We start from the raw sequence: 23,400 nt of genomic DNA on the forward strand, positions 1-23,400 counted from the left end.
CTATTCCGTGATTCTCAACGTGTCAAGCCTGACGACGCCACCGATCCCGCGTACAGCGAATCCGGTTCTGGTCGTCTGGTAGCTCGGGCTCGCGCTCAACGGAACGACGGTCGCCGTGGTGATGAGCTCCGTCTGGATGTCCTGCCAGGTGTCGCAGCGCTTCTCGCCGTCTTCCTCGCTCATGAGCGCCTGGAGCTGCGCCTCTACCTCGGGATTGCGGACGCCGATGATGTTTCGTCCGTCTTCCGCCTGGGTGGGTCCGACAAGCTGCGACAGCGGGTTCGCGAGAGTGCGTGTCGGGTTCGTGGATCCCATCACGGTCATGTCCCAGGCGTCCGGTTTCGTCGTCAAGGTCTCGATCCATGCATTGTTGTCGAGGTTCTCGAGCGTCACTTCGGCTCCGGCCTCGGTGAGCGCCTGCGAGATGTAGGAGTTCCCCGCGCCGTTCGGACCGGTGAGCTGAGTCCCCACGAATCGAATCGTCAGCCCTTCGAGCGGCTTGGATGCCGCCGCATCGCCGGATTCGAGGAGCAGCGATTCGTCTGTGTTCACGCACTGCACATCGGACGCCGCGAAGCTCGTGAGCCGATCGCCGGCGCCCCCGTTGGTGGCCTGGTCGAATGCTTCCCAGCTGATGCTCTGAGCAACGGCCTGCCGGTTCTTCTCGTCTGCGAACACCGAGCCAGGACGCTGGTTGAAGACGATGTAGGAAACGGCGACGGCGAACCTCTGGGATTCGAAGTCATCGTTCCCCTCGAAGCGCTCGATCGACTGCGCGTTCAGCCCAGCGGTATCGTAGGCGCCGGTGAGCAGGTTGTTGGTGATGCTGTTCGGGTCGCCGTTGATCGCGAATCTGATGTTCGCAGGGGCCGCGCCCTCCAGCGGGGTCGCGTACTCGGGAAAGACGTAGTCCTCTCGCAGCTCGAGGGTGAGCTCCACGCCGGGGTTGTAGGAATCGATGACGTAGGGGCCCGAGAACGCACCTGCGGCAGCGCCGGCCCCCAGCGCTTCCGCATCCGCCAGGCCTGCGGGGCAGACGATTCCCACCTTGGTGATCGCCTGCGCCATATCCGCCCAGGGCTCGCTCAACTCGATGGTCAGTGTCTTCGCACCATCATCGGCGGCAACCGAGACGGTTCCGGGGCCGAAGGTGAAGTACTTCTCGATCGAATTGGCGACGTAGTTCTCGATCGACGCAGCCGCAGCACTCGCGGTGAGCGGTGTTCCGTCGGAGCACGTCGCAGCATCGGAGATGACGAACTCGCCCCTGTCGGGTGCGATTTCGAACTCGCTCGCGATTCCCGCGATCAGTTCCTGGTCGTCATCTTGATAGACCAGAGGAGCGTAGAGCAGCGGCATCAGACTGTAGCCGCTCACTCCTCGCGCGCTCGTAGGATCGAGCGTATTGGGATCTGAAGGCAGCGCCGTTCGCACGGTATCGGTGGAGTACGCTGCCTTCTCGCTCCCTTCGGAGCCTGCAATCGTCGGTCCGGAGCAAGCGGCCAGCGCTAGCGTCAGAACTGCAGCACCGGCGATTGCTCCACGCTGAGCATGTTTTCTCATCGCTTTCTACCTCAATCAGTTTTCAGATGGATGAACGAGTTGACACGAATGCATTCAGATATTCAGACGCTGCCACGCAATGGCAGCCAAAGCGGCAGCCTGATCGGACAGCACCGAGTCGTCGAACTTCACGGACGACGAGTGGTGCTCCCCGGACGCCGCGTCTCCATCCCCTATGGCGGCGCCGAGCATGATGTAGGTTCCCGGCACCTTCTCCAGCACGTAGGCGAAGTCTTCGCACCCCATCTTCGGTTCCGTCATCACCGTGGTGCGATCAGGACCGACCAGTTCGTTCAACGTGGCCAAGACCATGTCCGTCTCGTCCGGGTGGTTCACCGTCACCGGATAGCCGTGCGTTATCGTCACTTCGGCGGTGCAGCCGTGCGCTGCGGCTATCCCCTCAGCGAGTCGCCGACAGCCCGCTTCAAGCTGAGCCGCGTTCTCCGGCGACAACATGCGCACAGATGCCTCGATGCGCGCCACCTCGGGGATGATGTTCACAGCGGATGAACCCTCCATCCTGGTGACCGCGAGCACCACCGACTCCGACGATTCGAAGGTGTGGGTCGCCATGGTGTTCAGGGACGAAGCGATCTCGGCCGCCGGCGTGACGGGGTTCCGGGTGGTGACGAGCGAGGAACTGTGCCCGCCGACCCCGTGCACCTCAATCGTCACATTCGAGAACCCCGCCAGCATGCTGCCGGGCCTCGTGGTGAACACCCCTCTCGGCAAACCCGCATGCACGTGGATCCCGTATGCCGCCACCGGTCGTTCCCCGGCAGCGTCCAGCACCCCTTCCTCGAGCATCACCCGCGCTCCGTAGTAGCCCTCTTCGCCAGGCTGAAACATGAATATGACGTTCCCGCGCAACTCATCTCGATGCTCGCTGAGCAGGCGCGCTGCGCCGACAAGACCCGCGACATGCAGGTCGTGCCCGCAAGCGTGCATCGCACCGTTCGTGGACGCATAGGTGAGCCCCGTTTCTTCTCTGATGGGCAGCGCATCCATGTCGCCTCTGAGAAGCACCGTCGGGCCGGGCCGGGCACCGCGGAGCACAGCGACTACCGAAGACAGCGTTCGCCCGGTACGGACTTCGAGGTCGAGATCTGCAAGAGCATCGAGAACCGCAGCTTGAGTATTCGGCAGATCGAGCCCGATTTCTGCGTGCCCATGGAGAACCCGCCTCAGGCTCACAAGTTGCTCACTGTACACTCGTGCTTCATCAATGAAGTCTGGTGCCGAAATCGATTGTGTTTCCATAGACGCTAGTTCAACGTCCGAACGCAAGGCTAGGCAAATGTCTTTTCTCGGAGCGCTGATGCCGGTTTGGGCATACCTCACTCTCCCGAGATCCGATTTCTGCTCCGAGGTGAGATGTGCGGGCGAGACCGACCCGCACCGATGATCACACTGAGTCGAGGCCGGACAAGTGCTCGAAGATGATCTGCGTCTGGGTCTGCGCGAGTGCCGGGTTCGATCCGAAGTGATCGGAGATGATGGCCCGCATCGCGGGAATGCTCTCGCATGCCACGTGCACCACCAGGTCTCGCTCGCCCCCGACGAGGAAGAGCTGCTGCACTCCGGGGATCCGACGGACTTCCTCAGCGATCTCCGGCACGCGATTGCGCTGGTGCCCCTGCACTCTCACCAGGATCAATGCACCGATCTGCTGCCCCAACGCGTTCGGGTCTATTTCGACACGGTATCCGCGAATCACTCCCCGAGCTTCGAGGGCACGCACTCGGCCGTGACACGTCGACACCGGGATGCCGACGAGCTCGGCCAAGTCTTTGTACGGGAGCCGGCCATGGGATGTGAGTACGCTCAGCACTTTCCGGTCGAGGTCGCTGAGTTGAATGCTTTCCATCGATGAGCATCCCATCATGAAGATTTTCGGATACAGTTCCGATCCTACGCATACATCCGGACTGAGACTCACATCTGCACCAAGATACTGCCGCGCTTCCGAGAATGGCGCTGGGCGTTCTTCGCGACGCGAGGGAGTGCCGGAGCACCTTGCAGCTCTCAGCCCTCGGGCGAGGGTCGACCTCCGCGCGTGTGCACCGTGCTGCGCCTGGGCGGTCGACCACCGCCCCGATGCGAGCATCGGAACGCCGTCTCAGACCGATCGTGCCGACCGTACCGACAGGAGAACATCCCCATCATGACCCCCCTCCTCACGAGAGAAGACTGCCTCTCCGCTGACGAGCGCGATCCCCTCGCCATGTACCGCAACCGCTTCGACCTCCCCGAGGGGATCATCTATCTCGACGGCAACTCCCTCGGCGTGCTGCCGAGAGACGCCGCGGCACGAGCGAACCGTGTGATCCATCAGGAGTGGGGAACCGACCTCATCGGCAGCTGGAACACACACCGCTGGTTCGAGATGCCGGTGCGCATCGGCGAGAAGATCTCCGAGCTCATCGGCGGCACGGGAGGCGCGTGCGTCGCAACCGACACGACCTCGCTCAACATCTTCAAGACACTCGGTGCCGCTCTCGACATCCAGAGCCAAGACCATCCTCGGCGCCGGGTCGTCGTCGCCGAACGCGAGAGCTTTCCGACAGACCTCTACATGGCCGAAGGAATGATCCGCACGCTCGACAGCGGGTATGAATTGCGCCTCATCGATGACGCGCTCACTCTGGACGACGCGCTCGACGATGATGTCGCCGTCGTGCTGCTCACCCAGGTGAACTATCGCACCGGGCGCCTCTGGGATATGGCGGCCACGACGTCCAAGATCCAAGCCGCGGGCGCCCTCGTGATCTGGGATCTGTGCCACTCCATCGGCGCCGTGCCCATCGCGCTCGGCTCCGCCAACGTCGACTTCGCGGTCGGCTGCACCTACAAGTACCTCAACGGGGGACCCGGGTCGCCCGCATTCGTGTGGGTTGCAGATCGACATGTGAACCGGGCTCGGCAACCGCTCTCCGGCTGGTGGGGTCATCAGAAGCCGTTCGAGATGACCGTTCGCTACGAGCCCAGCACCGGCATTCGCCGCTACCTCACCGGCACGCAGCCGATGATCTCGCTCGCGACGATGGAGGTCGGAGTCGACATCGCGCTCGAGGTGGATCAGACAGCCCTGCGCACCAAGTCGCTCGAGCTCACGTCGCTGTTCATCAGCCTCGTCGAAGAGCGGATTCCGCACCACCCCCTCACGCTCATCACCCCGCGCCAGGACGACGAGCGTGGCAGCCACGTCTCGCTCCGACATCCGGAGGGCTTCGCCGTGATGAAAGCGCTCATCGCGAACGGCGTCATCGGCGACTACCGCGAACCCGAGGTTCTCCGCTTCGGCATCACGCCCCTCTACCTCGGCTACACCGACGTCTGGGACGCGGTCGAAGCACTTCGGCGTGTACTCGACGAGGAACTCTGGCGCGCGCCCGAGTTTCAGATTCGAGGCGCGGTCACCTAGGGCGTGTGGATCCTGCGATCCGCTGCGCGGCCGCAGGACGACCGGGGACGGCACCCGGCCCCGGGATGACCGGGGACGGCACCCGGCCGCAGGATGACCGGGGACGGCACCCGGCCCCGGTCTGACGGTGGGAGGCCCACGACCGTGACGCGCCACGAGCGCGGAGCCGGATCGGGACTCGATCCGACACCGCGCTCGGCGCCTCGGCCGCTAGCGCTGCCCAGCCCTGCGGCGGCGCTCCAGGAGCAGCGCTCCGGCGCCGGCGAGCACCAGCAGCAGCGCCGCCAGGGCCGCGAAGGCCGCGAGGTCCGCGCCCGTGATCGCGAGCGGGTCGGCGGCAGCCACCGGCACCACCGCGCTGTCCTCGGTCTGCGAGTCGTCCGTCAGCTCGGAGGGCGTGTCGATCGACACGACGTTCGTCACCGACGGGTAGGCCGCCTGACCGACATCGACCACGAGCGTGAGCTCGACGCGCTCCCCGACCTGCAGACCGTCCGGCAGCGTCCAGGTCACCGTGTCCCCCGACACCGAGACGTGCTCGTCGGGCGAGGATCGGAACGAGAGGCCGTCCGGGAGGGAGTCGGTCACCGTGATCGGCCCGGGATCCGCGGTGGGGCCGAGATTCTCGACCGTGATCCGGTAGGTGCCGGTGCCGCCGACCTGGAACTCGCCCACAGCGGTCTTCTCGGTGACCAGCGTCACCATCGGAGGCACGGCCACCTCGTCCTCGGAGGTGTTGTTCGACGGATCGCCGTCCGGCTCTGCGCCCCGCACCTCGGCGACGTTCACCACCGAAGGGTAGGCGCTCTCGAGCACCCTCGTCAGCACGGTGAGCGCCGGAGCCGAGTCGCCGACGGCGAGCTCCTCGCCCGCGTCGCTGCGCGACGCGACCACGGTCGACGTCCCATCGGCCTCGGCGGTCACGGAGACGATCGTCCACCCGTCCGCCTCGTCGCCTGCTGCGCTCAGCACCTCGAGTCCGGCCGGCACCCGGTCGGTCACCGTGATCCCGCTCGCCACCGAGGGGCCGTTGTTGGAGACCAGCAGGCTGAACGGCAGCTCGTCGCCGATGCGCACCCGCTCGGCCTCGTGGCTCTTCACGATGGCGAGATCCGCTGCGCGGGTCACCGTGAGCGGAGCCTCGTCGGTGTCGTTGGCGGGGTTGGGGTCGGGAGTGCCCGAGGTCACCGTCGCCGTGTTGACGAGCGCCGGAACGTCCGGATCCGCCGTGGGCTGCAGACCCGGGTCGAGTCGCACGTCGAACAGGATCGCGGGAGTCGCCTGCCCGGCCGCGAGGCCGGTGCCGTCCGGCAGCAGCGTGAACGTCACGCGCTGCGGATCGACCGGGTCGACGGCAGCCGCCCAGTTCGCCGACGCGCCGCCGGCGAGCCCGGCGAAGCTGATGCCGTCGGGCAGGGTGTCCGCCACGGTGATCGGCGCGATGGCGTCGCTCGGACCGAAGTTCTCCACGTCGATCCGGTAGCGGGCCTGCTCGCCGGCAACCGCCGTGCCGACCTCGGTGGTGTCGTCCGCCGGGTCGACGGCCGTCTTCACGAGGCCGAGATCGGCTTCGGTGGTCACCAGGATCTCCGCCGTGTCCTCGTCGCGCTGGGGCCCATCCGTGTCGACCCACGTCAGCTCGGCCGTGTTGACGAGCGGGCTGCTGCCCGAGTCCATCGTCGGGACATTCGAGGCGATGAGCGCCACGACCGACAGGGTCGTCGCATTCGCCGCTCCCACCGGGTGCAGGCCATCATTCGCCGTGAAGTCGCAGGATCCGCTCGTGGCGCCCTCGGACACCGTGTCGCAGGTCCAGCCGGCGCCCGAGATGGAGACCAGCGTGAGCCCGGCGGGCAGCACGTCCTCGACGGATGCCGCGACGGCGGAGGGCCCGTCGTTCGTCACCGTGAGCGTGTAGGCCACCTCGGTTCCCGCGACCCACGGTGCGGGCTCGACGTCCTTGACGATCGTCATCTCGGCGTGGGTCTCGACCTCGGTCGAGTCGTCGCGGTAATCGTTGTCCGGGTTCGGATCCTCGGGCGCGTCGACCGTCGCACGGTTCACGAGGTCCAGCTGCGCCGGCACTTTCGCGTCGATCGCCGTGGTCAGCGTGATCTCGATCGTCGCATCCCGCGCCAGCGTTGCGCCTGTCGCGACGGGCGTCCACGTCAGCAGCTGACCGGCCTCGGTGATCACCGGGTCCATGGCGACGGGGGTGGAGCCCGCGACGCTGACCATCGCCGACCCCGCCACATAGCTGAAGCCGTCGGGCAGGCTGTCGGTGATGACGATGGGACCGTCCGAGACGCTCGGGCCGTGGTTCGTCGCGACGATCGTGTAGTCGAGCGTCGAACCGGCCTCCGCGTTGCCGGTGTGGGACTTCGTGACGGAGAGATCGGCGACGCGCGACGAGCCGGTGCGGTCGTCGTCTCGCGGATCGTTCGTCGCGTTCTCGGCCGACGCCTCGACCCAGTTCACGATCTCCGTGTCGGGGTCCATGGTCGAGTCGGTGTCGAAGGTGACGACGAAGGCGCGCGCCGCGGTCTCGCCGACCTGCTGCGTACCCGTGAGCGCGAACGTCTCCCAGCTCGCGTTCGTCGTGCCCGCCGCGTTGGTGCCGCCCTGCGGGAGCACACGGGTCCAGGTTCCCGCGACGTCGGTGAGGCTCGAGAAGGTCAGCCCTGCGGGCACCTCGTCCACCACCGTCACCGCGCGGGCATCGGCGGGCCCCTGGTTCACCACGCGCACGAGGTAGCTGATCTCGTCGCCCCACTGCGCCGCCTCGGTCGCGGCGACCCAGGCGCTTGCGGCCGCGTCCCAGACCACCCGCGTCTTGGCGATGCCGAGGGTGGTGGCATCGCCCGGGGTCACGGGCACCGTGCTCGTGTTGTTCGGGGTTTCGGGGTCGGGCGTGACGCCCGGTTCGATGACCGCCGTGTTGCTGATCTCCCCGCCGGTCCACGACGCGTCGATCGTGCCGCTGAGGGTGATCACCGGTGCGGCGCCCACGGGCATGGCGGATCCCGTGTAGGTCCACGTGATCGTGTCGCCCGCGTTCCACGAGCCGCCGGCCGGCGTATCGGCCGTCCAGGTGCCCGTTCCGTCGGCGAACGTCACGCCGCTCACGCCGCTCGGGATCGTGTCGCTGATCGTGATCGGCGTATCGCCCGTGCTCACCGAGACCGACGGCCCGATGTTGCTCGGGGCGATCTGCCAGGTGATCCCGGCGCCCGCGGTGGGCGACGCGGTGCTCACGGTCTTCTCCACGGCCAGATCGGCCGCCGCGCCGGTCGTGATGTCGTCGGAGCTCTCGTTGTTGTCCGGGTCGTCGTCGTGCGTGCGGCCCGGGTGCACCTCCGCGGTGTTCACGAGCTCACCGGCGGCCGTGATCGGCGCCTGATCCGCGGCGACGCTCACCTGCACCTCGATGACCGGGAACGAGGCCCCGTCCGCCAGCTGCTCGGCGGTGTCGGTGCGCGCGCAGTCGAAGGCGGTCGCGCCGGTGTCGGCATCGCGGACCGGCACCGAACAGGTCCAGCCGGCGCCGCTCACGTCGGTCACCACGACGCCCGCGGGCAGCGGACCGGTCGTGTCGCTCACCGTGATCGATCCGTCGGCCGTATCCGGCCCGTTGTTCGACACGGTGATCTCCCAGGCGCTCGCCTCGGTGCCGGCGAGGATCGGATCGGCTGCGCCGGTCTTCTCGATCGTCAGATCCGCGGATCCGAGGAAGGCGTCCGCCGTGTCGGGGTCCGCCGTGAAGCTCGGCTCGGAGGCGTTGCCCGTGGCCCCGGTGGTGTCGGTGGTCGACGCGCTCAGGGTGTTGGTGTGCGGCACCGTGAGCCCGGCGCCGGCATCCGTCACCGCGTCTGCGCCCGGCGTCGCCGTGAAGGTGATCACGATCGTGCGCTGCTGGTCGGTGGCGCCCGACGCAGCACCCGGCAGGATCGGCGTCGCGGGGGCGATCGATCCCAGGCTCCAGGCGAGCGAGGTCTTGCCGTCGTCGGCGCCCTGCACCGGAGCCGCGAGCGGCACCGCCGCAGCGCCTCCGACGCTGATCATCGCCGAGCCGTCGTCGTAGCTCCAGTTCTTCGGTAGCACGTCGGCGACATCGATGGTCTGGGCCGCGCCCTGACCGGCGTTCACCAGCGTGAGGGTCCAGCCGAAGCTCTCGCCCACGTGGGCGAGGTCGCCGTCGGAGACGGTCTTGTCGAGCGTCACCTGGGGGAACAGGGGTCGCGCCTCGGCGGTATCGCGCACCGGGGGCTGGCCGTTCTGGCCCGGCGTGTACTCGCGCCCGCTGCCCTCGTCCGCGAAGGACTCGAAGCGCGTCACGTCGGCCGTGTTGGTCAGCGCGGTGCCGAGCCCGTTGCCGTTCGCCTGCAGCTGCGCCGAATCGGCGAACTCTGCCGAGTAGGTGAGCAGGATCTCCGTGTCGGTTCCCGCCCCGCCCTGGTGGTCGAGCGGGCCGGCCAGCGACCAGGTGATCGTGCCGCCGCCGGTCGCGCCGGCTCCCGTCAGCACGCCCCCGTCGGAGATGCTGTCGGCATCCACCACGATGCCGTCCGGCACCTCGTCGGTGACGGTGATGTGGTGCGCGGGCGTCCCGCCCGTATTGGTCACCGTCAGCGTGTAGGGCAGGGTGGCGCCGGGGTCGCGGGTGACCGCGTCCTGGCCGTCGACCCGCTTCACGATCTCGAGCTGCGGGTTGAGCACCGTCACCCCGGCGGGATCGTCCAGCTGCTGGCGCGTGCTCTCATCCCCGTCCACCGTGTTCCAGGAGAACACGGCGGTGTTGGGCAGCGAGTTCGTGCTGAACGGAACGCTGTTCGTGAGGTCCACCCGGTATCCGAGGCGCAGCGTGCGATCCGCGTCGGCCGAGGCGATATCGCCGTCGTAGCGCCACTCGTGCACGTTGCCGTTGGCCGTGCGGTCCGTATAGTTCCACGAGCCCGTGAGCGCGGGAGTGCCCGCGACCACCTCGGGGCCGTCGATGGAGGCCTCGACCAGCGAGACGCCGGTGGGCAGATCATCCACGATCGTCGGATCGTAGTAGTTGACGTTGGCCCGCAGGGTCACATCGACCTGGTACTCGACCGTGTCGCCGATCGGCGCCGAGACCGAGGGGCCGAAGGCGCCCGCCGAATCGGCATCCGCCAGGCGCACGCCCTTGTCGATCGCGGCGGTGATCGCGCTGATCGTCGCATCGTCGGTCGACGTGCGATCGCCGCGTCGGCTCTCGGCGTCGGGCAGATCGCTCGGCAGCGTGAAACCGCTCACCGTGGCCGTGTTCGTGTAGCTCCGGCCGGCGCCCGTGGTCGGATCGATCGTCGCGGCGTAGCTGAGCGTCGCGGTGCCGGGGATCTCGGCGAGATCCGGGAAATGCTCGGAGCTCCAGGTGATGGTGCCGCCGGTGCCCGCGTTGAGGCTCGCCTCGGTGTCGACGTCGTTCTCGTCGAGGTACGTCGCGTCGATGAGCCCGACCTGCGTCGTGTCGACGATGAGGCCGCGCGGCACCGTGTCGACCACGGTGTTGTCGTAGCTCTTGACGCGGTCGTCCGGGTTGGTGATGCTCAGCGTGTAGGTGACGAGCTCGCCGGCCTCCACGTCGGTCTGCGGGTTCGCCGACTTGGCGATCGTCAGATTGGGCTCGCGGTACTGCACGTCGGCCGAGTCCTGCACGCGCGGGTTCTGCCCGCCCGAGAGCGTCTTCGAGTCGAAGTACGCGGTGTTTTGCAGCATCTTGTTGTTGGGGATGCTGGGGCGCGACTCCGACGAGGTCGGGTTGCTCGCGTCGACGTCGTTGGTCCACACGACCACGCGCACCGTGAAGGTGGCGGGCTCGTCGGCGACGTCGTAGTAGCTCGGGAACACCAGCTTGCCGGTGTCGGTGCGGAAGCCGAACTCGGTGGCGTGCACCGCGGGATCCGCGCCGGTCGTGCTGGCGACGGTGATCCCCGCCGGCTGCTCGACGAGCGTCGCGGACTGCACCTGGTACGCCGCGGTGTTCGGCGTCATCGATCCGCTGTCCTGCCCCACGAAGTTGCCGAAGTCGGCGAGCACGCCCTCGCGCACGCTCGTGTGCGCCGGCACGGTGACCGAGTAGTCGAAGGTCGCGTACTCGCCCTGCACGATCGCGTTATCGGGATTGTTGGCATCGAGATCGTACGCACCGCCGGGAGGATTCGGCGCGCGGTTCGGGCCGATCTCGGTCGCGACGAGCGTCTTCTCGATCTCGGCGCCGGGGAGGAAGACGTCGGAGGGGTCGGTGGCCTGCGCGGCGGTCACCCCGAACTCGCCGTCGGCGACCGGGCGGTCGGCGACCGGCGCCGAGCTGCCGCTGCCGCCGCCGTTCGGTGCGGTCGTCTGCCCGGCCTCGAGCGTCGGCACGATCGTCGATGAGCCGCCCGTGTTGTTGCTCACCTGGAACTCGACGATCGACGCCGTGTTCTCGAAGCTCTGCGAGAGCAGCGCGGCTGCGCCGCCGCCCCCGGTGCCGTCGGGCACGATCACGGTGTAGGCCAGCGTGAAGCCACGCTCCACGCCGGGCACCGCCGGGGCGCCGGCGTCGGCCTCGACGGGCGCGGTGGATCCCGGCACCTCTGCCTGCAGCTCCCACACGACGACGCTGCGGCCGCTGTAGGCGACGCTCACGTCGCCCGGATACCCGGCGTCTCCCGGGTTGTAGGCGCGGGCGACGACGGCAGCGGCGGCGCCGTCGGCGCCGTCCTCCCAGAGCTTCGCGTCGGCGGTGATCGCGGCGGTCCCGTCGTCGTAGCCGTCGAGATCCTCCGCGCGGATGCCCGCGGGCAGCGCGTCGTAGAGCACGTACGCGCTCGTCGTGCTGCTGGGCGCAGTGACGTCGAGGCGGAACTCCACGGCCTCGTTCTGCACGACCTCGCGGTGGTCGACGTTGCTGTTGACCGGGTTGCCGGCTGCCGGATCCCCGTCGATCGCGCGCACGCCCTTGATCAGCCGGGCGCCCGTGTCCAGCTGCACGGCGGCCTCGTCGCGCAGGAAGAAGATCTCTCCCTCGACGTTCTCCTGCTGGTACTTCGCCAGGTTGGCGCTGAGGTCGACCTCGCTGAACGCGGCCACGTCGACGACCTGCACCTTGACGAAGATGTCGATCGTGGTGTTCCTGGGGAAGAAGCGGTCGTCGGTGTCGCTGGGCACGCAGGCATCGCTGCCCAGCTCCCAGGTGAGCGAGTCGCCATCCGGATCGAATACGGGGTTCTGCACGAACTCGTCGAGCCACGCCGCGCCCGTCGGCGCGCACACGCCCAGGGCCGTCTCGGCGCTCGTCGAGTAGACGATGCTGTCGTAGCGCCCGCCGGTCGAGGCCGTGTCGAACGCGGTGCCCTCCGGCAGGAAGTCGGTGAGCTTCGGATTGCGCACGTCGGCGCCGAACGGCGGGGTCACGGTGATGCGCCACCACACCTCGTCGCCCGCCGCGAACGGCTCGCGAGCGGTCTCGGGCTCCCACGCGGCGTTCGGCACATCGGCCACTCCGCCGGCCGGAATCGCGGTGTCCCTCGGCAGCACGCTCTTCGCGAGGCGGCTCAGCGACGCCTCGAGCGTCGCCGAGGAATCGTCGGAGGCGTGCCACTCGCCCGCGGCTGCCGCAGCGGGGACGCCGTTCGCGGGGTCGCCGCTCGAGGTCACGCCGTCGAGGGCGTCGATGGAATCGGTGGTCACCGCCAGCTCGACGGTGTTAGTGACGCGGTCGCCCGAGGTGGTGACGCCGGGCGCGTGCGCGTCCTCGGCGTAGAGCGCGTTCTGCGCGGCCGTGTAGACGACCTGGTGGCCCGCAGACCCGCCGTCGTGCCCCGATCCCGTGCCCGCCGCGATCGGGGCGATGCTCAGGTCGAGGTAGAAGTGACCGCTGGCGGGATCGAACGCGATCCCGGAGAGCGTCGCACCGGAGAGCTCCGCACCGCCGAGCCCGGACGGGTACGCGCAGTCGGTGCCGAGCTCGCCGAGCGCGGCCGTCCACTCGGCGGGCGTCATGTCGTCCTCGACGACCGCGCCACCCGGGCGCGGGTCGCCGATCAGCAGTCGGGGGTCGCCGATGCCGGGGGTCACGCCGTCGGCCGGAATCGCGGGGCAGATCCCGTCGCCGAGGTCGTCCGTGAGCCGGTTCGGTCGCACGTCCTCACTGCCGCCGTCGCCGAGCGACGCGGCCGTGTACTCGCTCGTGGCGATGTCGAGGGTGTAGGTGGCGAGCTGACCCTGCTCGAAAGTGCTGTCGTCGACCGACTTCAGCACGCGCACGTCGACGGCGTCGACGGTGTGCTCGGCGGTGTCGGTGGAGACGGGATCGTGGCCGGGCGCGATCGGTCCGGCATAGGTGCCCGATACTCCTGCGACGTTGCGCAGCGAGAGCGGCGCGCCGTTCTCGCCGGGCAGCTCCTCGCCGTGACGCGTCGAGGCGCCGCGGTTGTTGTCGAGGTTGGCCGTCTGCTGGCCGGTCGTATCGGCGGTGTAGCCGAAATCGAGCGTGTTCTCGAAGAGCGGCACGCCTGCACGGTAGCGGATCTCGAGGTACCCCGGCACTCCGGCGGCGTTCGCGTAGTCCTGCGCCAGCGGGTCCTGGATGTCGCGGCCGTCGCCGCCCGCGAGCAGGGCGCCGAGATCCCAGACGACCCTGGTGTAGACCTTGCCCGCCTCGAGACCGTAGCGGGCGACCTCGTCGCCCGTGGGGATCACGGTCTCGACCGAGCGCTCGACGGTGCCGGCGTTGACGCCCGCGCCCGCCGGCTCGGGCGTGCCCGCGAGCGACGGTGCGCCCGGATACTCCGCCGAGTCGGGTCGCGTGCCGTTGGCGGCCCCGGCGGTGTGGTCGACGCCGCCCATGCCGAGGTACTCCAGGCCCGCGGGGAGGAAGTCGACGACCTCGGTGTCGGCGATGTCGCCCTCCCCCGTGTGCCAGACCCGCAGCGTGTAGGTCGTGGTGTTGAGGTGCACGCCGCGCAGCAGCTCGCCCTCGGGGCTCGGCTCCTGCTTCTCGAGCCGCAGCGCCTGCACGGCGACGCCCAGCTCGTCGCCGCCGGGCGCCGAGGTGTGCCCCGCGTCGGCCCGGTTGCTGCTGCCCGGGAACCGCGGGAGGTAGCGCTCATTGTCGCTCGTGAACGCGGTCGCCCGCACATCGAAGGTGCTGCCGACGGGGAACACGGCGGCGTCGGGGCGAAGGGTGAGGGTGCCGCTGTTGGCCGCGCCCTCGGGCAGGTCGGAGATGTTCTGGAAGACGAGGTACTGCGCACCGGTGGGCACGGCGCAGGCGTCGCCCGATCCGGCGAGGCCGACCGACGCGCAGTCCGCGGAGCCCTGCCTCGGCACCGATTGGCCCGCACCGTAGACCCGGGGCGCGCCCAGGGCCGCGCTGGTGCCCACGAGCGCGGCGTCCGCGGGGATCAGCACGGCCAAGCCGAGGTTGAACTCATCGCCGGCCGCGGCTCCGGCGCTGCGCACCTCGACCTCGACGGTGAGGTCCTCGCCCGCGATGAACGGCGGGTCCTGCTGCGTCACCGACACCGACGGCGCCGGGCCACTGGCCAGCGCCACCTGGGCGCCGACGCCGACCGCGACGAGCGAACCCGCGATCAGCGCTCCCGCAGCTGCGGATGCGATAAATGAGCGCAACCGATTTCGCTTCACGGCTCGTGCATGCTTGGTCATGACCTGACTGATATCCCTCTACCCCAACGCGCGGACGCGTGATGTTGCCCGACTGCGACGCGCGTTCGAAAATCCCCTATACGAACGCGGATCGGGCATGCTGACCTACGGAAATCGGAAACGATTCCCAACGAACACCCAATCAATTCAGCGGGCGCTGTCGCGCGGCATTCGAGGGATCTTCACCCGGAGCTTCCCCCGAACCGGACGCACCGGGCTTCGACCTTCACCCGGTTCTTCACCCCCGCGTTCCGCGCGGCGTGCGCAGGGCCGGATCCCGACGCCCCGTGCCCCTGCGACGGCGGTCCCGCGCGCCCGCTACACTCTCCACGTGCGCATCGCCCACCCCCGCATCCCCGCCCCGGGGGCGCCCGCCGCCGACCCGCCGGCCGAGGCGCTCACCGCAGCCGAGTGGCGCGCGCGCGAGGCCGCCCACGAGCGCCGGGCCGACGGGCTCACCGCCGCGCATCGCGCGCGGCGTCGCGCGGGACGCGCGCACCCCGTCGAGGACTTCCTCTGGACCTACTACTCGGTCAAGCCGAACGAGTTGCGACGGTGGCACCCCGGAGCGGGCGTGATCCTGCGCCGGGGTGCGACGTCACGGGCGTCCTGGCGCTACTACACGGCCGCGACGAGCACGGGCGACGCCCTCGTCGATCTCGCCGCGTTCTTCGCGGCCCGCGGCGGCACCGTCGACTACGTGGAGCGACTGCTCGCGGCCACGCTCGACCGCACCCCCAGATACGGCTGCTTCGGCCTGCACGAGTGGGCGATGGTGTACCGGATGACCCCGGATCAGCTGCGCCACACGACGCTCCCGCTGCGCATCGGGCACGCGGCGACCGACCGCGTGGTCGAGACGCATCCGATCGGCTGCACGCACTTCGACGCGTTCCGCTTCTTCACGGACGAGGCCCGCCCGCTCAATGCGCTGCAGCCGACCCGCGAGACGCAGCCCGCCATGGAGCAGCCCGGATGCCTGCACGCCGGCATGGACGTCTACAAGTGGGCCGCAAAGCTCGGCCCCATCGTGCCGGGCGAGCTGCTGCTCGACTGCTTCGAACTGGCCCGGGACATCCGCGAGGTCGACATGCAAGCCTCCCCCTACGACGTGTCGGGCTACACGGGGGCCAGTGGCGAGCCGCTGATCCCGATCCCGATCGAGACCGCCGCGGGCAAGCGCGAGTACGTGCGCCGGCAGCGGGACTTCGCCGAGCGGGGCAACGCCCTGCGCGCGCGGGTGCTCGCGGCGATCTCGGTCGCTCGCGCAGCGCGCCCGACCGCGGCTCAGAAGAGCGTGGGCGCCGGGTCGCCGGGCACGGCCGCGATCGACGACTGCGACTCGCCCGCACCCGCGGCCACACGCTCGGCGCGATCCCGACCCGTCCACTCGAGGCCGTAGCGCCTGATGAGCGGTCGGATCCGCGCAGCGAGCTCCGCCCGGTACGCCTGCGGCGCCCGGCTGGCGGTGCCGGGATAGAGGGTGCGGTACATCGGCAGCAGCTCGGGATGCTCCCGCTCGAGCCAGGCGAAGAACCACGGCTTCACGTGCGTGCGCAGGTGCAGCGGACCGTACATGACGGAGCGCGCGCCCGCGTCGCGGATGTCGCGCAGCAGGGGCGCCAGGTGCGCCGCCGAGTCGGTGAGGCCGGGAAGCACCGGCATGAGGAAGACGTCGGGCGCGAATCCCGCATCGCGCGCCGCCGCGACGGTTGCCAACCGGGCCCGGGTGCTCGGCGTGCCCGGCTCGATCGATTGCTGCAGCTGCGGATCCGCGACCGCGATCGACATGGCCAGGTCGACGGGCACGCGCTCGGCCGCGTCGACGAGGGCGGGGAGATCGCGGCGCAGCAGCGTGCCCTTCGTGAGAATGGACAGCGGGGTGCGCGCACGCGCGAGCGCCGCGATGACACCCGGCATGAGCCGGTATCGCCCCTCCGCCCGCTGGTAGGGATCGGTGTTCGTGCCCAGCGCCACCCGCTCACCGCCCCAGGAGGGCCTGGCGAGCTCGCGCCCCAGCACCTCCGCCACATTGACCTTGACGACGACCTGCGAGTCGAAGTCGCGACCGGTGTCGAGCTCGAGGTAGCGGTGCGAACCGCGCGCGAAGCAGTAGACGCAGGCGTGCGAGCATCCGCGGTAGGGATTGATCGTCCACGAGAACGGCATGGACGATTCGCCCGGCACTCGGTTGAGCGCGCTCTTCGCGAGCACCTCGTGGAAGACGAGACCGGCGAACTCCGGGGCGCGCACCGTGCGCAGGTGGCCGGGCACCGCCGCCACCTCGCTCAGCTCGAGGCCGGGCAGCGCCGCCGACGACGCACCCACGCTCTGACCGCTCCACCTCATGCAGGTATTCGAACATATGTTCGAAAGATGCGCAAGCGCGCAGCGCGGAGCGCGCGGTGCGGAGCGCGCAGCGCAGGCCCAGCGGTACGCGGGCCCACCGCCGAGTGAGCGGAGCGCGCAGCGCGGGCCCAGCGGTACGCGGGCCCACCGCCGAGTGAGCGGAGCGCGCAGCGCGGAGTCGAAGCCCCGCGACCCAACCCCGCTACTCGCCCGCCCGATCGGCGATGCGCGTGTGGTGCTGGATCACCTCGGCCACCACGAAGTTGAACCACTTCTCCGCGAACTCGGGATCGAGGTGCGCATCCTCTGCGAGTGCGCGCAGTCGGGCGGTCTGCCGCGCCTCCCGCGCCGGGTCCGACGGCGGCATGTCGTGACCGGCCTTCAAGAGGCCCACCTCCTGCGTGCACCGGAAGCGCTCTGCGAGCATGTGGATGAGGGCTGCGTCGATGTTGTCGATGCTGGAGCGCAGCTGCTCCAGCCGCTCCTGCGGCGTCGGGTCGCTCACCTTCGCCTCCTATTCATCATTCTGCGCGACGGAGGAGTCGCAGCATCTCGATCTCCGGGGTGGATCCTGCGACTCGACCCTCGCGCAGGATGACATGGGCCTTGGGTGCAGCAGCGGCTCAGCCGAGGAGGTCGTGGCGCACCACGACCTGCTCGCGCTCGGGGCCGACGCCGATGGCCGAGATGCGGGATCCGCTCATCGCCTCCAGCGCGAGGATGTAGTCCTGCGCGTTCTTCGGCAGATCCTCGAACCTCCGCGCGCCGGAGATGTCCTCGGTCCAGCCGGGGAACTCCTGGTAGATCGGCCTGGCGTGGTGGAAATCGCTCTGATTGACCGGCATCTCGTCGTGCCGCACACCGTTCACGTCGTAGGCGACGCACACGGGGATCGAGTCGAGCCCCGACAGCACGTCGAGCTTCGTGAGCACGAAATCGGTGACGCCGTTGATGCGGGCCGCGTAGCGCGCGATCGGGGCGTCGTACCAGCCGCAGCGGCGGGGGCGGCCGGTCGTGGTGCCGTACTCGTGCCCCACCCGCGCCAGGTGCTCGCCGCTCTCGTCGAAGAGCTCGGTGGGGAACGGGCCGGCGCCGACACGCGTGGTGTAGGCCTTGATGACCGAGATCACGCGGTCGAGCTGATGCGGGGGGAGCCCCGATCCGGTGCTGGCGCCGCCGGCCGTCGCGTTCGACGAGGTGACGAACGGGTAGGTGCCGTGATCGATGTCGAGCATCGTGGCCTGCCCCGCCTCGAACAGGATCGTCTGATCCTGCTGCATCGCCTCGTGCAGCAGCAGCCCGGTGTCGCACACCATCGGCTCGAGCATCTCGCGGAAGCTCAGCAGATCCTCGGTGACCTCCTCCGGCGAGATCGCGCGACGGTTGTAGATCTTCACGAGCACCTGGTTCTTGAACTCGAGCGCCGCCTCGACCTTCTGCTGCAGGATGCTCTCGTCGAAGAGATCCTGGATGCGAATGCCGACGCGGTTGATCTTGTCGGCGTACGCGGGGCCGATGCCGCGCCCCGTGGTGCCGATCTGGCGCTTGCCCAGGAAGCGCTCGGTCACCTTGTCGAGCGTGCGGTGATAGGCGGTGATGACGTGCGCGTTGGCGCTGACCTTCAGCTTCGACACGTCGACCCCGCGGCTGCTCAGCGCGTCGAGCTCCTGCTTGAGCACGCCGAGGTCGACCACCACGCCATTGCCGATGACGGGCACGACGCCCGGGGTGAGGATGCCGGAGGGCAGCAGATGGAGCGCGTACTTCTCGTCACCCACGACGACGGTGTGACCGGCGTTGTTGCCGCCGTTGAACTTGACGACGTAGTCGACACGGCTGCCGAGCAGATCGGTCGCTCGCCCCTTCCCCTCGTCGCCCCACTGGGCACCGGTGATGAGCACTGCGGGCATCTCAGCCCCTTCCTTCGGCATAGGCAGATACCGAGCCAGTCTAGCGAGGGCCGCCGACGGGACCGCGAGCCGGACCGGCGCTCGCGCGGGCGCGCCCGCCGAGGATCCCGCGACGCGCGGGCCTCGAGGATCCTCTCAGTCGCCCGGTGCGTGCTCGGGGCGACCCTCGGGGCGCACCTCCATCGCGGCGATCGCGGCGGGATCGGCGCCGTCGAGGAACTCGGTGAGCCGGTCCACTTCGCCCTGCTCGCCGATGCTCGCCGCCGCCCGGCGCAGGGCGTAGAGCGCGCGGAGCACCCCGCGGTTCGGCACGTGCGCCCAGGACACCGGGCCGGCACCGCGCCACCCGGCCTTGCGCAGCGCGTCGAGCCCGCGATGGTAGCCGACTCGCGCGAACGCGTAGGCCTCGATCTCGCGCCCTTCGGCGTGCGCGGTATCGGCGAGCACCGCCCAGGCGAGCGGCGACTCGGGGTGGGCCCGGACGACGGCTTCCGGATCCGCGCCCGGCTGCAGCGCGGCCGCCGCGGGGTCGTCGGCCAGCAGGGTGGGCTCGGGGCCGAGCAGGTTCTCTCCGATCATGCGGACAGTCTATTGCCGGTCGTCGCGCCCCGACCCGCGCGCCTCACCCCCGGGCGCTCCCGTCGCGCAGCAGGCGCGCGACCTCGCGAACGCGTGGGCCCGCGGGCTCACGAGCCCCGCGGAGCGCGACGCGCGCCCGCTCGAGATCAGCGGAAGTTGACGAACTGCAGCGCCACGTCGACGTCGGCGCCCTTGAGCAGCGCGATCGTGTCCTGCAGGTCGTCGCGGCTCTTCGAGCTGACCCGCAACTCGTCGCCCTGGATCTGCGACTTGACGCCCTTGGGGGCCTCGTCGCGAATCAGCTTGTTCAGCTGCTTGGCGGTGGCCTGGTCGATGCCCTCCTTGAGCTTGGCGTCGATGCGGTACTCCTTGCCGCTCGCGTAGGGCTCGCCGGTGTCGAGCGCCTTGAGCGAGAGCCCGCGCTTGATGAACTTCGACTGCAGCACGTCGAGCACGGCGTTCGCCCGCTCCTCGGTGTTCGCCTTGACCTGGATCGACTCGCCGCTCAGCGACACGTCGGCGCCCACGCCTTTGAAGTCGTAGCGCTGCTCCACCTCCTTGCGAGCCTGGTTGACCGCGTTCTCGACCTCCATCGAGTCGATCTTGCTCACCACGTCAAACGAAGAATCAGCCATGCACCCAGCGTAAACGAAACGCGAAGCGTTTCGTAGCTGGGTGAACCCGCCGCCACGCGGCGCACCAGGCCTGAAGCCCCACGGCGGCGCCATCCGAGACGAATCTGAATACCAGGCATAATCTGGCCGAATGTTTTGCTAGGATACTCGGTGGCTCGGGCGCAGTGGCTCCGCGGTCGTGCGGGAGATCCGCGCGCGCCGGCGGATCCCGCGCCCTTCTTCTTTCCACCCGCTCCGAAAGGAACCAGAACGTGTCCGCACCCACGGCAGATCCCCAGCAGGCCCGCCGCCTGCCCCGGTGGGTCACCTCATTCGGCTGGCAGATCCTCGCCGCCCTCGTGCTCGGCCTCGTGCTCGGCGGCATCGCGATGTCGCTCGGCCCCGACGCCGAGGGCAACGAGAACGGCCTGCACGCCACGCTCTCCACCATCGGCAGCGGCTACGTCTCGCTGCTGCGCGCGGCGGTCGTACCGCTCATCTTCACGGCGATCGTGTCGAGCATCGTCGGCCTGCGTCGCGTCACGAACGCGGCGCGCCTCGCCGGCCAGACGCTGCTCTGGTTCGCCATCACCGCCCTCATCGCGGTGAGCATCGGGATCGCGCTCGGCGTCGTCCTGCGGCCCGGCGCCGCGGCCTCGCAGGCCGAGCTCGAGACCGGCGATCCCTACACCGTGGGCACCTGGTGGAACTTCCTCACCGGGCTCATCCCCTCGAACTTCCTCGGGCTCACGGTCGGCGGCTCGGCCGACCTCGAGACCGGCGCCCTCTCCGCCAGCCCCGGCTTCAACGTGCTGCAGGTCATCGTGATCTCCGCGGCCGTGGGCATCGCCGCGCTCAAGATCGGCGAGAAGGCCGAGCCCTTCATCCGTCTGACCGAGTCGGCGCTCGCGGTCATCCAGAAGGTGCTGTGGTGGATCATCCGGATCGCCCCCATCGGCACGCTCGGGCTCATCGGCAACGCGGTCGCCGAGTACGGCTGGGACAAGATGGGGTCGCTCACCTGGTTCGTCGCGGTGCTCTACCTCGGACTCGCGCTCGTGCTGTTCGTGGTCTACCCCGTGCTCGTCAAGGCGCACGGCCTGTCGATCCGGCAGTACTTCTCGGGCGTGTGGCCCGCCGTGCAGCTCGGCTTCGTCAGCCGCTCCTCGATCGGCACGCTGCCGCTCACCGAGCGCGTCACGGAGCGCAATCTCGGGGTGCCGCGCGGCTACGCCTCGTTCGCCGTGCCGCTCGGAGCGACGACCAAGATGGACGGCTGCGCGGCGATCTACCCGGCAGTCGCGGCGATCTTCATCGCGCAGTTCTTCGGCATCGAGTTGACGCTCGTGCAGTACCTGCTCATCGTGCTCGTCTCGGTCGTGGGCTCGGCCGCTACCGCCGGCACCACGGGGGCCACGGTCATGCTGACCCTCACCCTCTCGACGCTGGGCCTGCCGCTCGAGGGCGTCGGCCTGCTGCTCGCGGTCGATCCGATCATCGACATGGGCCGCACGGCGGTCAACGTCGCCGGTCAGGCGCTCGTGCCGACCCTCGTCGCGAAGCGCGAGGGCATCCTCGATCTCGATCTCTACAACGCCCCCCGCAAGGGGCTCGCCTTCGACAACGACGATGTCGAGGCCGCCGAGGCCGCGGGATCCGGTTCGGGCCCGTCGTCCGACGAGATCCGGGATCCCGCGCCCGCGAAGGCGTAGCGCCGGCGCCGTCGGCAGCACACCGCAGCAGCGCACCGCAGCAGCGCGCCGCAGCAGCGCACCGCAGCAGCGCACCGCAGCAGCACGCCGGTGCAGCACATCGCAGATAGGAGTCCCGTTCTGCCGCATCCCGCCGAGGGAAGCGGCAGAACGGGACTCCTATGCTCGTTGCGGGTGCGGGGATCGGCGAGGCTTCCCGTCACGAAGTCGACCCCCGCGGTTCCCATTCGGCGTGTTGAGTGAGAGGGTCGAGAGGAACCCTCCCGGCGATATGGAGAACATCATGAAGTACATGCTGATCATGCGCGACACCGACGAGGCGTACGAGGCGTCGAAAGCGGTGCCGTTCGAGGAGATCCTCGAGGCCATGGGCCGCTACAACGAGGAGCTCATCACGGCCGGCGTCATGGCGGGCGGCGACGGGCTCGCGCCGCCGGAGGAGGGGTTCGTCGTCGATTTCTCGGCAGATCCCCCGCTCGTCACCGACGGCCCCTACGGCGAGACCGAGGCGCTCTTCAACGGCTTCTGGATTCTGGAGGTCGCTTCTCGCGCGGAGGTCGAGGACTGGGCGAGGCGCTGCCCCCTCGGCCCGGGCAGCAAGCTCGAGGTGCGCCGCATCCCGGGCATCGACGAGTTCCCCCAGGACAACGAGTGGGTGCAGAAGGAGAGGGAGCACCTCGCGAAGGCCGACGAGCGCGGGCGGGCGTAGGGCACGGTCGCGGCCGCGCGGAGACCTCGGGCGCACGCAGCAGGAGTCGCGTTCTGCCGCTTCCGCGCGAGCGAAGCGGCAGAACGCGACTCCCACCTGAGATGAAACCGGGGTGCACCGCCCCGGGGCGATCCTCCCTACCGCACCGAGGCGCGGCGCATCGCGAACCAGGTGCCGACGAGCGAGATGAGGATCACGACGATCACTCCGATCGCCAGCCCGCCGCCGGTGAGGCCCATGAGGATCTCCCCCAGCTTCGGCGCGATGATCAGCAGGATCACCGCGAGGACGAGCCCCACCCCGATGCCCATGATCGCGGGGCCCTTGTTGCCGAATCGCACCCACACCGCCCCGAAGAGCCCGCCGACGGTGAGGCAGAAGAGCACGCCGAGGAAGGATCCGAAGCCCAGGATCAGCGGGTCGCCGCCGCCCGTGAGGTGCACGTCGAGCACGTAGACCCCGAAGAACCAGTGGTTCGTGGCCAGTTCGACGCCGAGCAGCACGAGCAGCAGCACCGAGATGTAGAGGGACTGCAGCGCGTTGGCGAGCACCGTGCCGAGGATGAAGTTGCGACGGGTGGTTCCGAGAGCGAGGGCGAACGGGTAGGTGGTGGAGACCGCCTGCACGCCGTAGTAGATCAGGAATCCGGGGAGCGACCAGAGGATCGCCTGGTTCCACTGCGCTCCCTCGATGTACTCGGGAGACGTGGGATCAGCGCCTGTGCCGCGCTGGATCGCGATCTGGATGATCACGGTCACCACGAGCACGGACGCGAGGATGAACAGCGGCACGCTCACGTAGGAGCCGATCTTGTTCAGGTGCAGCCGGGTCACATTGAAGATGCGGTTCATGATGAGCTCCC

At 69.2% G+C, this 23,400-nt stretch carries 14 protein-coding genes and 1 pseudogene; 4 read left to right on the top strand and 11 right to left on the bottom strand.

The genetic code is table 11. The annotated features are described in order from the left end of the window. The 4 genes and pseudogenes from EVS81_RS07945 to EVS81_RS16255 all read right to left on the bottom strand — a co-directional run. Positions 1-1,377: an ABC transporter substrate-binding protein gene (locus tag EVS81_RS07945; protein WP_165384213.1), complete on the bottom strand. Its 1,377-nt coding sequence runs from the start codon at positions 1,375-1,377 to the stop codon at positions 1-3. A gap of 240 nt (positions 1,378-1,617) precedes the next feature. Next, on the bottom strand, positions 1,618-2,823 hold the full coding sequence (locus tag EVS81_RS07950) for a M20 metallopeptidase family protein (RefSeq protein ID WP_130109907.1): 1,206 nt from the start codon (positions 2,821-2,823) through the stop codon (positions 1,618-1,620). A gap of 145 nt (positions 2,824-2,968) precedes the next feature. Beyond that, entirely contained in the window at positions 2,969-3,241 is a 273-nt protein-coding gene (locus EVS81_RS16105) for an Lrp/AsnC ligand binding domain-containing protein (RefSeq protein WP_240739775.1), read from the bottom strand. A 90-nt stretch (positions 3,242-3,331) separates the two neighbouring features. Beyond that, positions 3,332-3,670 (bottom strand): annotated as a pseudogene (locus EVS81_RS16255) (winged helix-turn-helix transcriptional regulator); the annotation flags it as partial. 57 nt (positions 3,671-3,727) lie between these two features. On the opposite strand from EVS81_RS16255, the gene kynU reads away from it, so the two are divergent. Next, positions 3,728-4,987 (top strand): kynureninase, encoded by a 1,260-nt coding sequence (gene kynU, locus EVS81_RS07960; RefSeq protein ID WP_130109909.1) that lies wholly within the window; start codon positions 3,728-3,730, stop codon positions 4,985-4,987. Between the two features lie 210 nt (positions 4,988-5,197). Here the strand turns inward: kynU and EVS81_RS07965 are convergent, their stop codons facing one another. After that, positions 5,198-14,665, bottom strand: a complete 9,468-nt coding sequence (locus EVS81_RS07965) for an isopeptide-forming domain-containing fimbrial protein (protein WP_130109910.1) — start codon at positions 14,663-14,665, stop codon at positions 5,198-5,200. Positions 14,666-15,002: 337 nt separating this feature from the next. On the opposite strand from EVS81_RS07965, the gene EVS81_RS07970 reads away from it, so the two are divergent. Beyond that, positions 15,003-16,067, top strand: a complete 1,065-nt coding sequence (locus EVS81_RS07970; RefSeq protein ID WP_420813280.1) for a 3-methyladenine DNA glycosylase — start codon at positions 15,003-15,005, stop codon at positions 16,065-16,067. On the opposite strand, the gene EVS81_RS07975 is transcribed toward EVS81_RS07970, so the two are convergent. From EVS81_RS07975 to EVS81_RS07995, 5 genes are all read right to left on the bottom strand, one after another. Then, a complete protein-coding gene (locus EVS81_RS07975; RefSeq protein ID WP_130109911.1) occupies positions 15,953-17,014 on the bottom strand; it encodes an Rv2578c family radical SAM protein in 1,062 nt (353 codons plus the stop codon). The genes EVS81_RS07970 and EVS81_RS07975 overlap by 115 nt on opposite strands. Before the next feature lie 202 nt (positions 17,015-17,216). Then, positions 17,217-17,519, bottom strand: a complete 303-nt coding sequence (locus tag EVS81_RS07980) for a chorismate mutase (protein ID WP_130109912.1) — start codon at positions 17,517-17,519, stop codon at positions 17,217-17,219. Between the two features lie 118 nt (positions 17,520-17,637). Beyond that, on the bottom strand, positions 17,638-18,924 hold the full coding sequence (locus EVS81_RS07985; RefSeq protein ID WP_130109913.1) for an adenylosuccinate synthase: 1,287 nt from the start codon (positions 18,922-18,924) through the stop codon (positions 17,638-17,640). A 135-nt stretch (positions 18,925-19,059) separates the two neighbouring features. Next, complete coding sequence (locus EVS81_RS07990) at positions 19,060-19,503, bottom strand: DUF3151 domain-containing protein (protein WP_130109914.1); 444 nt, start codon at positions 19,501-19,503, stop codon at positions 19,060-19,062. Positions 19,504-19,649: 146 nt separating this feature from the next. Beyond that, positions 19,650-20,138 (bottom strand): YajQ family cyclic di-GMP-binding protein, encoded by a 489-nt coding sequence (locus EVS81_RS07995; protein WP_130109915.1) that lies wholly within the window; start codon positions 20,136-20,138, stop codon positions 19,650-19,652. Positions 20,139-20,389: 251 nt separating this feature from the next. Here EVS81_RS07995 and EVS81_RS08000 point away from each other — a divergent pair, with 251 nt between their 5' ends. Together EVS81_RS08000 and EVS81_RS08005 are read left to right on the top strand one after the other, a co-directional pair. After that, a complete protein-coding gene (locus tag EVS81_RS08000; RefSeq protein ID WP_240739776.1) occupies positions 20,390-21,829 on the top strand; it encodes a dicarboxylate/amino acid:cation symporter in 1,440 nt (479 codons plus the stop codon). 283 nt (positions 21,830-22,112) lie between these two features. Next, positions 22,113-22,538 (top strand): YciI family protein, encoded by a 426-nt coding sequence (locus EVS81_RS08005; RefSeq protein WP_130109916.1) that lies wholly within the window; start codon positions 22,113-22,115, stop codon positions 22,536-22,538. A 137-nt stretch (positions 22,539-22,675) separates the two neighbouring features. Here the strand turns inward: EVS81_RS08005 and EVS81_RS08010 are convergent, their stop codons facing one another. Next, positions 22,676-23,389, bottom strand: a complete 714-nt coding sequence (locus EVS81_RS08010) for a hypothetical protein (protein WP_130109917.1) — start codon at positions 23,387-23,389, stop codon at positions 22,676-22,678. Positions 23,390-23,400: the final 11 nt, after the last annotated feature.

Origin of the sequence: Leucobacter triazinivorans (assembly GCF_004208635.1) — a bacterium.
Classification (GTDB): domain Bacteria; phylum Actinomycetota; class Actinomycetes; order Actinomycetales; family Microbacteriaceae; genus Leucobacter; species Leucobacter triazinivorans.

Bases quoted from the DNA above. Each gene is read 5' to 3' on its own strand.
- EVS81_RS07950 (WP_130109907.1), bottom strand. From the start codon at position 2,823: ATGGAAACACAATCGATTTCGGCACCAGACTTCATTGATGAAGCACGA.
- kynU (WP_130109909.1), top strand. From the start codon at position 3,728: ATGACCCCCCTCCTCACGAGAGAAGACTGCCTCTCCGCTGACGAGCGC.
- EVS81_RS07965 (WP_130109910.1), bottom strand. From the start codon at position 14,665: ATGACCAAGCATGCACGAGCCGTGAAGCGAAATCGGTTGCGCTCATTT.
- EVS81_RS07975 (WP_130109911.1), bottom strand. From the start codon at position 17,014: ATGAGGTGGAGCGGTCAGAGCGTGGGTGCGTCGTCGGCGGCGCTGCCC.
- EVS81_RS07985 (WP_130109913.1), bottom strand. From the start codon at position 18,924: ATGCCCGCAGTGCTCATCACCGGTGCCCAGTGGGGCGACGAGGGGAAG.
- EVS81_RS07990 (WP_130109914.1), bottom strand. From the start codon at position 19,503: ATGATCGGAGAGAACCTGCTCGGCCCCGAGCCCACCCTGCTGGCCGAC.
- EVS81_RS07995 (WP_130109915.1), bottom strand. From the start codon at position 20,138: ATGGCTGATTCTTCGTTTGACGTGGTGAGCAAGATCGACTCGATGGAG.
- EVS81_RS08005 (WP_130109916.1), top strand. From the start codon at position 22,113: ATGAAGTACATGCTGATCATGCGCGACACCGACGAGGCGTACGAGGCG.
- EVS81_RS08010 (WP_130109917.1), bottom strand. From the start codon at position 23,389: ATGAACCGCATCTTCAATGTGACCCGGCTGCACCTGAACAAGATCGGC.